General features: G+C 66.7%; 9 protein-coding genes. 7 read left to right on the top strand and 2 right to left on the bottom strand.

Annotation, left to right across the window (positions count from 1 at the left end; genetic code table 11):
• Positions 1 to 249 precede the first annotated feature (249 nt).
• Positions 250 to 876, bottom strand: a complete 627-nt coding sequence (locus tag MTBUT4_RS15405) for a peptidoglycan-binding protein (RefSeq protein WP_173980582.1) — start codon at positions 874 to 876, stop codon at positions 250 to 252.
• A gap of 243 nt (positions 877 to 1,119) precedes the next feature.
• On the opposite strand from MTBUT4_RS15405, the gene MTBUT4_RS15400 reads away from it, so the two are divergent.
• The 3 genes from MTBUT4_RS15400 to MTBUT4_RS15390 all read left to right on the top strand — a co-directional run bounded on the left by MTBUT4_RS15400 (position 1,120) and on the right by MTBUT4_RS15390 (position 6,231).
• Positions 1,120 to 1,524, top strand: coding sequence for a hypothetical protein (locus tag MTBUT4_RS15400; RefSeq protein ID WP_173980581.1), 405 nt, complete (start codon positions 1,120 to 1,122; stop codon positions 1,522 to 1,524).
• A gap of 61 nt (positions 1,525 to 1,585) precedes the next feature.
• The gene (locus tag MTBUT4_RS15395; protein WP_173980580.1) at positions 1,586 to 3,046 is read left to right on the top strand and encodes an efflux RND transporter periplasmic adaptor subunit; all 1,461 of its coding nucleotides are present in this window, start codon (positions 1,586 to 1,588) and stop codon (positions 3,044 to 3,046) included.
• The gene (locus MTBUT4_RS15390) at positions 3,043 to 6,231 is read left to right on the top strand and encodes an efflux RND transporter permease subunit (protein WP_173980579.1); all 3,189 of its coding nucleotides are present in this window, start codon (positions 3,043 to 3,045) and stop codon (positions 6,229 to 6,231) included. Before MTBUT4_RS15395 ends, MTBUT4_RS15390 begins: the two co-directional genes overlap by 4 nt.
• A 49-nt stretch (positions 6,232 to 6,280) precedes the next feature.
• On the opposite strand, the gene MTBUT4_RS15385 is transcribed toward MTBUT4_RS15390, so the two are convergent.
• Positions 6,281 to 6,622, bottom strand: a complete 342-nt coding sequence (locus MTBUT4_RS15385; RefSeq protein WP_254434886.1) for a GIY-YIG nuclease family protein — start codon at positions 6,620 to 6,622, stop codon at positions 6,281 to 6,283.
• Between the two features lie 60 nt (positions 6,623 to 6,682).
• On the opposite strand from MTBUT4_RS15385, the gene MTBUT4_RS15380 reads away from it, so the two are divergent.
• The 4 genes from MTBUT4_RS15380 (at position 6,683) to MTBUT4_RS15365 (ending at position 12,381) form a co-directional block, all read left to right on the top strand.
• Positions 6,683 to 7,021, top strand: a complete 339-nt coding sequence (locus MTBUT4_RS15380; RefSeq protein WP_173980578.1) for a copper-binding protein — start codon at positions 6,683 to 6,685, stop codon at positions 7,019 to 7,021.
• Between the two features lie 246 nt (positions 7,022 to 7,267).
• Positions 7,268 to 10,399: a CheR family methyltransferase gene (locus MTBUT4_RS15375; protein ID WP_173980577.1), complete on the top strand. Its 3,132-nt coding sequence runs from the start codon at positions 7,268 to 7,270 to the stop codon at positions 10,397 to 10,399.
• On the top strand, positions 10,396 to 10,758 hold the full coding sequence (locus MTBUT4_RS15370; protein ID WP_173980576.1) for a response regulator: 363 nt from the start codon (positions 10,396 to 10,398) through the stop codon (positions 10,756 to 10,758). Before MTBUT4_RS15375 ends, MTBUT4_RS15370 begins: the two co-directional genes overlap by 4 nt.
• A 102-nt stretch (positions 10,759 to 10,860) precedes the next feature.
• Complete coding sequence (locus MTBUT4_RS15365) at positions 10,861 to 12,381, top strand: replicative DNA helicase (RefSeq protein WP_173980575.1); 1,521 nt, start codon at positions 10,861 to 10,863, stop codon at positions 12,379 to 12,381.
• The last annotated feature ends 258 nt before the right edge of the window (positions 12,382 to 12,639 follow it).

Below are 12,639 nucleotides of genomic sequence, written 5' to 3'. Positions count from 1 at the left end.
CGGGCGGGCGCCAACCGAAACGGTTTGGTCGGGGCGGGCTTGCGTGATGTAAGCCCACCCCGAACCGCCCCGCCGAGTTACCGAGGAGAGGACTCGGTGGGTGTATCCACGCCCAGGCACAGATTTCTGCGACCGTCCCAACTCCCTCCTGCATCCAAACAAGCGTCCTGGGCGAAGAATGCGCAGACTTTGCCGCCAGCAACGAAGGCAGCCACTGCGATCAGAAGAGGGATCAACCATTTTTTCATTTCAGTACCTCGAAGGCAATCCGTTGGGACGATACTGACCACACGCAGCGCCGCAGGACTGCCCACCAATTCTTCCTGCCGCCCGTCCAGTGCGGTTGGCTTTTTGATCCTCGTCGCTGTCCCAACTGGGGTAGCCTTTTACGTTTTGATCCCACCATTCGCGGGCATTACCAATGGTTTCGGCCGTAGTCTCACCGGCCGGACCACGGCGAGCGGCCTCGCAGTTGCCCTTGCAGTGAAAATACCTGTCCGAATTTTTTATATTACCAATGCGCATGTCCAGGTAATTGCCGAGCAGATCGCCGGCCGCGCCCATGCCTTGCTTAACCGTATCTACGACACCCGGCTTGCCTTGGCCTGACTGGGAAGGCCCCTCATTTGCAGCTAGGCGTATGTTTACTTTTTGCTCCGTCGGCCCTTCCGGCCGCATGAAGCCATCGACCTTCAGGCCGTTGTCCTTCTGGAAACGCTTGATGCCGTCGAACATGGCGTCGTCGGTCCAGTCGTCGATGCCGCGGTGGGGCGGGATATCGTAGTAGCCAAGCTGGTTGAGCGCTAGCTTGGTGTTCATGAGGTCGTTGGGCTCGATGCGGTAGTTCGTGCCAATGGGGGATTTGAGATTAAGCATGTGACGGCACCTCGTTCTGCTACGGCGTCCGATGACGGAATATATACCGCATTTCACAACAATAGTCCAGAACATACACAGAACCGTGTAGAGAGGATGGGCGAGCCGGAGCCAACCGAAACGCGGGGGCGACGACGACCCTGCGGGACGTCCTGCCTTCCCCCGATTCCTCGCCGCCCGAGCTTGACGCCGGCTGCCCGGCGGCGGTAGCCTGCAGCGGTGGTCGGTCGCCCCGGAAATCCCATGCGTCCTCTTGCCCTTCGTCTGGTCCTGCTCGTCGCCGCCGTGATGCTCGGCGCGTGGCCGGCCGTCGCCGATCTGGGGCGGCATCCGGGGCCGGCGCAGGCCCGCGGCCACGCCATGGCGGGGCACCGCATGGACGCGCCGCAGCACGCCACCCATAGCGGCCATGCCGAGATGGGCGAGCGCCAGGCGGCGGCATGCCAGGACGGGTCGGCCGGCATGGTTCCCGGCCATTGCGGGTCCTGGGTGATGGCCTGCGGCACCGGCGTTGCCGGGACCCTTCCGGCCGTCATCGAGCTTGCCGCGCTTGTCCCGGTAGCGATTGTGCATCGGCACGCGCCGGGCGAAATCTCGGTCGCCCACTCGGTCCCGCCGACCCTCCGCCCCCCCCGTTTCTCCGCCTGACTGCCCTTGACGTGGCGCGACCGGTCGCGCCGCCCTGAAGTCTGGCTGGAAGGAACATCCCATGTCGGCACGTTGGTTGCTGGCCGTCGCCGTGGCCGTGGCCGTGGGCACGGCGGGCGGTATCGCCTATGAACGCCTGGGCACCGGCGGCGCGCCCCCGTCCGGGAAGAAGATCGCCTATTGGGTCGCGCCCATGGACCCCAATTACCGGCGCGACGCCCCCGGCAAGTCGCCCATGGGCATGGACCTCATCCCCGTCTACGAGGGCGAGGAGCCGGGTGCCCGGAAGGCCGGCGACGACGCGCAGGTGACGCTGTCGCCGGCGGTGGTCAACACCATCGGCGTCCGTACCGGCACCGCCGAGCCGGCCGATTTCTCGGCCGACATCCGCACCGTCGGTTATGTCGCCCAGAACGAGGACCGCACCTCGCACGTGCATGTGCGCAAGGACGGCTGGATCGAGCAGCTGGTGGTCCGCTCGCTGGGCACCGAGGTGCGCAAGGGCGATCTGCTGTTCGAGTATTTCTCGCAGGAGCTGGCGGCGACCTCGACGGAATACGTCCGCGACCTCGAACGCGGCAATGCCGGCATGAGTTCGGGCGGCGCCTACAAGCTGCGGGCGCTCGGCGTGTCCGAAAGCCAGATCCAGGAGATCGCCTCCAGCCGCCGGCCGGCCCACCGCTTCCGCATCCACGCCCCCCAGGACGGCGTCGTGGTGCAGCTGGGCGTCGGCGAGGGCATGTACATCCGCCCCGATCAGACCATCATGACCCTGTCCGACCTGTCGTCCATCTGGGTCATCGCCGACGTGCTGGAAAGCCAGTCGGACCGCGTCTTCCCGGGCATGGAGGCGGAAGCCCGGCTGGCGCATCTGCCGCAGGAGGTCTGGCGCGGGCGGGTCGATTACGTCTATCCGGAACTGGACGAGACCACCCGCACCCTGCGGGTCCGCCTGCGCTTCGCCAATCCGGGGATGAAGCTGCGGCCCAGGATGTTCGCCGAAATCACCCTGAAGGGGAAACCCCGCAAGCCGGTGCTGGCGGTACCGTCCGAGGCGGTCATCCGCACCGGCCGCAGCGACCGGGTGGTGCAGGCCCTTGGCGACGGCCGGTTCAGGTCGGTGGCGGTCAAGGTCGGCGCCCAGCACCAGGACCGCACGGAAATCCTGGAGGGCCTGGACCAGGGCGCCCGGGTGGTGCTGTCGAGCCAGTTCCTGATCGATTCCGAGGCCAGCCTGAAGGCCGGGTTCGCCCGCATGGAGAATGACGGCCACACCCCCCAGGCGGCCGAGGACCTGGTGACCGCCGAGGCCACGGTCAATTCCGTCAATGCCGGGGCCCGCACCCTCAACGTCACCCACGGCCCCATCCCGGCCCTGGGCTGGCCGGGCATGACCATGGATTTCGCCCTGGCCGAGGGCTTGGCCATGCCCGATCTTGCGCCCGGGGCCAAGGTCCGCCTCGACCTGGGCAAGGATGCCGATGGCATGGTCCAGGTCGTCAAGGTGGAGGCGGTCCAATGATCGCCGCCATCATCCGCTGGTCGCTGGCCAACCGGTTCCTCATCGTGATGATGACGGCGCTGCTGGTGGTCGGCGGCGGCTGGGCGCTGCGCAGCACTCCGGTCGACGCCCTGCCCGATCTGTCCGACGTCCAGGTCATCGTCAAGACCTCCTATCCCGGCCAGGCGCCGCAGGTGGTCGAGGACCAGGTCACCTATCCGCTGACCACGGCCATGCTGGCGGTGCCCGGGGCGCGGACCGTGCGCGGCTATTCCATGTTCGGCGACAGCTACGTCTACATCATCTTCGAGGATGGGACCGATCTCTATTGGGCCCGGTCGCGGGTGCTGGAATACCTGTCGCAGGTGACGCCGCGGCTGCCCGAGGGGGCCAGGCCGGCGCTCGGGCCGGACGCCACCGGCGTCGGCTGGGTGTTCCAGTACGCCCTGGTCGACCGCACCGGCGCGCACGACCTGTCGCAGCTGCGTTCCATCCAGGACTGGTTCCTGAAATACGAGCTGCAGACGGTTTCCGGCGTCTCCGAGGTCGCCACCATCGGCGGCATGGTCAAGCAGTACCAGATCGTCGTCGATCCGCTGCGCCTGCGCGCCTACGGCCTGCCGCTGTCGGCGGTGAAGGCCGCCGTGCAGAAGGCCAACCAGGAGACCGGCGGTTCGGTGATCGAGATGGCCGAGGCCGAATACATGGTCCGCGCCGGCGGCTACATCGACGAGCCCGCCGACCTGGAAGCCATCCCGCTCAAGGCCAGCCCCGGCGGCACGCCGGTTCTTTTGTCCGACGTGGCCGCCATCCGCCTGGGGCCGGAACTGCGGCGCGGCATCGGCGAGCTGGACGGCCAGGGCGAGGCCGTGGGCGGCGTCATCATCATGCGCTGGGGCGAAAACGCCCTTGCCACCATCGCCGCCGTGAAGGCCAAGCTGGACGATCTGAAGGCCAGCCTGCCCAAGGGCGTCGAGGTGGTGATCACCTATGACCGCTCGGGCCTGATCGAGCGGGCCATCGACAACCTGTCCCACAAGCTGGTCGAGGAGATGCTGGTGGTGGTGCTGGTCTGCGCCGCCTTCCTGCTGCACCTGCGCTCGTCGCTGGTGGTGGTGCTGTTCCTGCCCGTCAGCCTGCTGGCCGCCTTCCTGGTCATGCGGCTGCAGGGGATCAACGCCAACATCATGTCGCTGGGCGGCATCGCCATCGCCATCGGCGCCATGGTGGACGCCGCCATCGTCATGATCGAGAACCTGCACCGCAAGATCGAGCAGACGCCGCTGACCAGCGAGAACCGCTGGAAGGTGGTGGCCGAGGCCACCTGCGAGGTCGGGCCGGCGCTGTTCTTCTCGCTCCTCATCATCACGCTCAGCTTCGTGCCGGTGTTCGCCCTTGAGGCGCAGGAAGGCCGCATGTTCAAGCCGCTGGCCTTCACCAAGACCTACGCCATGGCGGCGGCGTCCATCCTGTCCATCACCCTGGTGCCGGTGCTGATGGGCTGGTTCATCCGCGGCCGCAGCATCATCCCCGAGCACAGGAACCCCATCAGCCGGGTCTTCATCTGGATGTACCGGCCGCTGCTGGGCGGTGTGGTCCGCAATCCGGTGATGATGGTGGCCGCCGCGTTGGTGGTGACGGCGTCCACCCTCGTCCCCATCGCCCAGCTGGGCACCGAGTTCATGCCCGAGCTGGACGAGGGCGACATCCTTTACATGCCCAGCCTGTTGCCCGCCGTTTCCATCGGCAAGGCGGGGGAAATTTTGCAGCAGACCGACCGCCTGATCCGCACCCTGCCCGAGGTGGAGACCGTCTACGGCAAGGTCGGCCGGGCCGAAACCGCCACCGACCCGGCGCCGCTGACCATGGTCGAAACCACGGTGCGCCTGAAGCCGAAGGACCAATGGCGCCCCGGCGTGACCATGCGGACGATCCGCGACGAGCTGGACAAGCTGGTCCAGGTGCCCGGCGTCACCAATGTGTGGATCATGCCCATCAAGAACCGGCTCGACATGCTGGCGACCGGGGTGAAGACCCCGGTGGGGATCAAGGTGGCGGGCCCCGATCTCGAGCAGATCGGCCGCATCACGGCGGAGATCGAGAAGGTGGTGCAGACGGTGCCCGGCACCGCCTCGGCCTATGCCGAGCGCACCGTGGGCGGACGCTACCTCGACGTCGATATCGACCGCCGGGCCGCCGCCCGCCACGGCCTGTCCATCGCCGACGTCCAGGACGTGATCCGCACCGCCATCGGCGGCATGCGCGTCTCGGAGACGGTGGAGGGGCTGGAACGCTATCCCATCAACATCCGCTATCCCCACGACGACCGCACCAGCATCGAGGCCATCCGCGAGCTGCCCATGGTCACGCCCTCGGGCGCCCATATCGCCCTGGGCGACGTCGCCCGCATCGCCATAGCCGACGGGCCGGGGATGATCCGTTCCGAGGACGCCCGGCTCAACGGCTGGATCTATGTGGACATCGCCGGCCGCGACCTGGGCGGATACGTCCAGGAGGCCCGCCGCGTGGTGGCGCAGCAGGTGCAGTTGCCCGCCGGCTATTCGGTCGCCTGGTCGGGCCCGTTCGAATTCCTGGAACGGGCCGAGAAGCGGCTGGGGATGATCGTGCCGGTGGCGGTGCTGCTGATCGTCGTCCTGCTTTACCTGGCCTTCGGTCGCGCCATCGACGTGGCGGTGATCATGGTCACCCTGCCGGTGGCGCTGTCGGGCGGGTTCTGGCTGCTGTGGCTGCTGGATTTCGACCTGTCGGTGGCGGTGGTGGTGGGCTTCATCGCCCTGGCCGGCGTTGCGGTGGAAACCGCCATCATCATGCAGGTCTACCTGAACCTGGCACTGGACAAGCGCCGCGCCAAAGCCGCCGAGGAGGGGCGGCCGGTCGGCATGGAGGACGTCCTTGATGCGGTGCGCGAAGGCGCCCTCCTGCGCCTGCGCCCCAAGCTGATGACGGTCGCCACCATCTTCGCCGGCCTGTTGCCGATCATGTACGGCGCCGGCACCGGTTCGGACGTCATGCGCCGCATCGCCGCCCCCATGGTCGGCGGCATGGCCACCGCCACCCTGCTCACCCTTTTCGTCATTCCCGCGGTGTTCGTGCTGGTCAACCGGCTCGACGCCATCCGCAACCCCACGCCATCGTCCAAGGGCGCCCTTGGCCAGTGCTCCCAATCCGGATTTCCAAGTGGGTAATTTTGGTTCGTCATACCCGCAAAAGCGGGCATCCATACGGTGGTGGCCTTCAGATGATATCGTCGTAAAGATCACGCCATTGTGGATTAAAACGCTGGATCATTTCTATCTTCCACGCCCTGTTCCATTTCTTCATTTGCTTCTCTCGAAGAATGGCATCTGGCATGGTTTCGTGCATCTCGTAATACACCAACATATGGACGCCATAAGTCTTGGTAAAACCTTCAACAGCATCTGTCTTGTGTTCCCAGATGCGCCGGATGACGTCGCTGGTCACCCCGATATACAGGGTGCCGTTTCGCCTATTGGCCAGAATGTATACGCAAGGGCGCCTCGTCATCGCGCTCATAGCGGCCCTACCGCCGGAATGGATGCCCGCTTTCGCGGGCATGACGAAGCTATGTCCATGGGAATTAACCCCTCGCTAACTTGACAGACCGGAGACATCGACATGAAGACCATCATCCTCGCATCCATCCTCGCCGTCGCCGCCGTACCGGCCTTCGCCCAATCGGGCCATTCCATGTCCGGCCACGGCGACGGCCACATGGCGCAGAAGCAGCCGGCGGTGGCCGGCAGCGGCACCGTGGACGCGGTCCGGGCCGATGCGCGCCAGGTCAAGGTGACCCACGCCCCCATCAAGGCCCTGGGTTGGCCGGCCATGACCATGGACTTCGCGGTGGCGGACGGCATCGACCTGTCCCGGGTCAAGGCCGGCGACCGGATCGACTTCGAGCTCGCACGCGGCGGCGACGGCATCTACATGATCACCGGCCTGACCCGAAAATAGCGCCCCCCTGCCCGGCCCTCGCGGCACCTGCCGCGAGGGCCGCGAATGGGTGAACCCGCAGGAACGCATGCGGGCGTTCCACCATTCCCCCGCTCCGACGGGGTGGCAATCCTCTATGCCCCCTGCCATAGTTCTGCTTTATCCGTATCGGATGGTCAGGCTGCGAACTATAATCGCTATTTGTGGGTCTTCCGCCGTGCTTCGGATCCCGTATCCGAGCTTGAATATTCCAGTCGGGAGTTGGTGATGGCCGATCCCGCCTTTGCCGTCGTCGGCATCGGTGCATCCGCCGGCGGTGTCGAGGCATTGACGGCGCTGTTCCGAAGGATGCCCCCCGAACCGCATGCCGCCTTCATCGTCGTCACCCATCTGGCACCCGACCGCGACAGCCTGATGCCCGAGATCATCGGTCGCGTCACCACCATGCCGACCGTCACCGCGCGGGACGGTGAGTGCATCCAGCCGGGCCACGTCTACCTCAATTCCCCGGTTTCCGTGCTGACCGTCGTCGATGGCCGCCTGGTGCTCAAGCCGCGCCACAACGAACGCAATCCGGTGGACATCCTGCTCGCCTCGCTGGCCAGAGAATTCGGCGAACGGGCCATTGCCGTGATCCTGTCGGGAACCGGCAGCGACGGCGCGCTCGGCCTGAAGGCGGTGCGCGAGGCCGGGGGGGTGACCTTCGCCCAGGGCCGCGGCGGCGACGGCCCCAGCTACCCGGGCATGCCCCAGGCCGCCATCGGCACCGGCTACGTGGACCGGGTGGTATCGATCGAGGAACTGGCGGACGGCTTCGCCGGGTTCATCGGCCACATGGGCCTGAGCAGCCGGCACGACATCGCCGAACAGCGGGCTGTGGTCGAGGATGCCAAGACCGCGATCTACGCGGCGCTTCAGCAGCGTACAGGGCACGATTTCAGCCGCTACAAGGACAAGACCTTCCTGCGGCGGGTCGAACGCCGGATGAAGGTGCATCAGGTGACGGACCTGCCGGGCTACGTTCAGCTGATCCGGACGGATGAGAACGAGGCGCTGGCCCTGTTCCGCGATCTGCTGATCGGCGTCACCGGCTTCTTCCGGGACGGCGAAGCCTTCGGACGCCTTGCCGAGCTGGTGATACCGAAGATCCTGGAAGGCAAGGGAAGCACCGATGCCGTCCGGGTCTGGGTGTCGGGCTGCGCCACCGGCGAGGAGGTGTATTCCCTGGCCATCCTGTTGCGCGAGATGGCGGGCAATTCGATGTCGGCGCCGCGCCTGCAGATCTTCGCCACCGATATCGACGAGGAGGCCCTGACCATCGCCCGCCTCGGCCGTTACCCGGCGAATCTGCTCACCTCGGTGTCGCCGGAACGTCTGGCCCGGTTCTTCGTCCGTGACGGCGAAAGCTACACCGTGACGCCGGAGATCAGGGAGTGCTGCCTGTTCTCGCCGCAGAACATCTTGCGCGACCCGCCGTTCTCGCAGATCGACCTGGTGTCGTGCCGGAACCTGCTGATCTACTTCAACGCCGAGCTTCAGTCGCAGGTCATTCCGGTCTTCCACTACGCCCTTCGTCGCGGCGGCTACCTGTTCCTCGGCAACGCCGAGAACCTGACCCAGCACGGCAGCCTGTTCGCCCCGCTGGACAAGAAGTTCCGGATCTATCAGCGCAAGGACAGCCCCTCGCGCCTGCCGGCCATGGCGCTTGCCAGCACGCCCGGCAGCCCGCGTCCGTCGCGCCCGCCGGTGCCGGCCCGCGCCAGCAAGGGCGACGACGTGGTGCGGCAACTCGAACGCCGCGTCCTCGAGCGCTATGCCCCGGCCCATATCCTGGTCAACCGGGACGGCGAGGTCATCCACTACTCGGCACGGACCGGCAAGTATCTCGAGGCGCCGGCGGGAGCGCCCACCCGCAACCTGCTGGCCATGGCGCGCGGCGGGCTGAACCTGCCGTTGCGTTCGGCCCTGCGCGAAGTCCAGGAAAGCGGGCGGCCGGCGCGGCGCGACGCCGTCGCGGTGCAGATCGACGGCGACATCCAGACGGTGGACATCGCCGTCGAGCCCTTGCCCGAGATCGACGGGCAGCCATTCTGGCTCATCATCTTCACCGACATCGGATCGGCCCGCAGTTCCGAGGAAATCGCCAAGGCGGAACTGGCCCGCGCCGCCGACCGCGACGGCGCCCTCCTTCATCTCGAGCAGGATCTGAACCAGACCCGCGAGCGGCTGCAGACCACCGTGGAGGAGTACGAGACGGCGACGGAGGAGCTGAAGTCCAGCAACGAGGAACTGCTGTCCCTCAACGAGGAACTTCAGTCGTCCAACGAGGAACTGGAATCATCCAAGGAAGAGCTGCAATCCATCAACGAGGAAATGTCGACGGTCAATGCGGAGCTGGCCAGCAAGGTCGATGAGCTCGACCGTGCCAGCGCCGACCTGCGGAACCTGCTCGACATCACCCGCATCGCCACGATTTTCCTCGATGGCGACCTCGTCATCCGCAACTTCACCCCGGCGATGAATGCCATCTACAAGCTGATTTCCACCGACCGCGGCCGGTCGCTGGCCGATATCGTCAGCCACATCGACTATGACGGTCTGGTCGAGGACGTCCACAAGGTGCTGGGCACGTCGGAACCCTTGGAGCGGCGGGTGGTTCGCCGCGACGGCAGCGCCCACTACCTGATGCGGATCGTCCCCTACGAGACCATGTACGACAAGGTGAACGGGGCGATCATCACCTTCCTCAACGTCAGCGACATGGTCAAGGCCGAGGAACGCCAGCGGCTGCTGGTGGCCGAGCTCAACCATCGGGTCAAGAACATCCTTTCGGTGGTGGCGTCCATGGCGGCCCAGATGGCACGGCGCAGCACCAGCGTGGCGGAATTCGCCGAAGGATTCGTCGGCCGCATCCACGGCCTGGCCAAGACCCATGACATCCTGTCCGCCAAGGAATGGTCCGACGTCGACCTGGCCGAGCTGCTGCAGGCCGAACTGGACGCCTTCATCCTCGACGCGGCGCGCGCCAGCCTTAACGGGCCGAAGGTCGAACTGCGGCCGCAGGTGGCGACGACGCTGGGCATCGTCATTCATGAACTCGCCACCAACGCGGTGAAGTACGGGGCCTTCGCCAACAGGATCGGCCGGTTGCGGGTGGAATGGGCGTTCGACACCGGCAAGAATGGCCGTGACCTGGTGCTGACCTGGACGGAATCGGGCGGCCCCCCGGTGGAACCGCCGGAACGCACGGGTTTGGGGAGCGAGCTGATCCGGCGCAGTCTCGACTTCGAGCTGGGAGGGCGCGCCGCCATCGACTACCGGCCGGAAGGGGTTGTGGTCACGCTCGTCATCCCCGCGACCGCCGAGATCATCCAGCACACGGAAGGGGTTTCCCCATGAAACGCGAGAGTACCGGCCGGCGCGTGCTGGTGATCGAGGACGAGATGATGGTGGCAATGGGCCTGGAGATGGCCCTTGAGGACGCGGGATACGACGTGGTCGGGCCGTTCGGCCGCCTCGACCAGGCGCTCGACGCGGCCTGCAACGAGCGGATGGACGTCGCCCTCCTGGATGTCAACGTCCGGGGAGAGGACATCTTTCCGGTGGCCGATATCCTTGCCGCCCGCGGCATCCCCTATGTCTTCCTCACCGGCTATGGCCGCGACATCCTGCCGGCCCGGTTCGGGTCCGGCCGCATCCTGTCGAAGCCCTTCCAGGCCATCCAGCTGGTCGCCGCCGTCAGGGAACTGACGGCGTAAGGCCCGGTTGCCGCCGCCACGCCCCGCCTTCCCCGGGTTCCACACCCTGTGGACAAGAATCCCCCTCCCCGCGGACGGGCGATCCGGTCTACCCTTCGCGGCATGTCATCCGTCATCCCCTTCGGCGGCGCACCTTCCAACGAGGGCGCGACGTTCCGCACGCCACCCCACAATTTCGAGGCCGAGCAGGCGTTGCTGGGGGCGTTGCTGCTGAACAACCGCGCCTTCGAGAAGGTGGCCGAGTTCCTGCGCCCGGAACACTTCGCCGAGCCGGCGCACGGGCGCATCTTCGCCGCCTGCGCCAAGCTGGTCGAGCGCGGCCAGATCGCCAATCCGGTGACCCTGAAGACCTATTTCGAGAGCGACGGCGGCCTGGCCGAGATCGGCGGCACCGCCTATCTGGCCCAGCTGGCCAATTCCGTGGTCTCGATCATCAATGCCGAGGATTACGGCAAGCTGATCCACGACCTGCACCTGCGCCGCGAGCTGATCGCCCTGGGCGAGGATCTGGTCAACCACGCCTTCGAGCCGACCATCGAGACCTCGGCCATGGAGCAGATCGGCAAGGCCGAGGCGCAGCTCTACGAGCTTGCCACCACCGGCCAGACCGAAGGCGGCTTCGAGACCTTCAACGCCGTGCTGATCGAGGCGGTGCGCCAGGCCGAGGCCGCCCACAAGCGCCAGGGCAAGCTGTCGGGCGTGCCCACCGGGCTGGTCGATCTCGACACCAAGCTGGGCGGCCTGCATTCGTCGGACCTGCTGATCCTGGCCGGCCGCCCGTCCATGGGCAAGACCTCGCTGGCCACCAACATCGCCTTCAACGCCGCCAAGGCCTACCGGGAAGAGGTCGACGCGCTGGGCGCCCGCAAGGCGGTGGACGGCGCGGTCACCGCCTTCTTCTCGCTGGAAATGTCGGCCGAGCAGCTGGCCACCCGCATCCTCGCCGAGCAGGCCGAGATCCCCAGCCACAAGATCCGCCAGGGCGAGCTGGCCAACGACGAATTCGAGCGCCTGGTCACCGCCGCGCAGGAACTGCACCGCCTGCCGCTGTTCATCGACGACACCCCGGCGCTCTCCATCTCGGCGGTGCGCACCCGGGCGCGGCGGCTCAAGCGCCAGCACGGGCTGAACCTGATCGTCATCGACTACCTGCAGCTGCTGCGCGGCTCGGGCGGGTCGTCGGAACAGAACCGGGTGCAGGAGGTCTCCGAGATCACCCGCGGCCTGAAGGCCCTGGCCAAGGAGCTGGACGTCCCGGTGATCGCCCTGTCGCAGCTGTCGCGCGCCGTCGAGCAGCGCGAGGACAAGCGGCCGCAGCTGGCCGACCTGCGCGAATCGGGCTCCATCGAACAGGACGCCGACGTGGTCATGTTCGTGTTCCGCGAACAGTACTACCTGGAACGCGCCGAACCCGGCCAGCGCCCCGACGAGACCCCCGAGAAGTTCAACGAGCGCCACGCCAAATGGCAGCAGCGCTGCGAAGAGGTGTGGAACACCGCCGAGGTCATCGTCGCCAAGCAGCGCCACGGCCCCGTGGGCACCGTGCGCCTGTCGTTCCACGGCGAATTCACCAAGTTCGGCAACCTCATCACCGGCGACCACTACCAGGACCCGGGGTTCTGAGGGTCACCCCAGCAGCTCCAGGACCGGCGGCTATGAAACGGAAGGCGGCATCCGGTTGTGCCCCCCTTTCCGTCATGCCCAGGCTTGACCCACTTCTGTCCGGTTTAATTCTCGGCTGGCAATTGCCCCCTCGCCCGCCTGCGGGAGAGGGGGGCGAGCGTCAGCGAGCCGGGGTGAGGGCGGCGCGTGTCCACGCGCCCAAGACCTGAAAACGCAGAGGTTTTCGCTGTCGCGAAGCGCACCTGACGGCGCGCGCCC

This window comes from Magnetospirillum sp. UT-4, assembly GCF_902729435.1.
GTDB lineage: Bacteria > Pseudomonadota > Alphaproteobacteria > Rhodospirillales > Magnetospirillaceae > Magnetospirillum.
The sequence above is the reverse complement of the archived record's forward strand: the minus strand, read 5'-3'. Positions and strand labels throughout refer to the sequence as shown.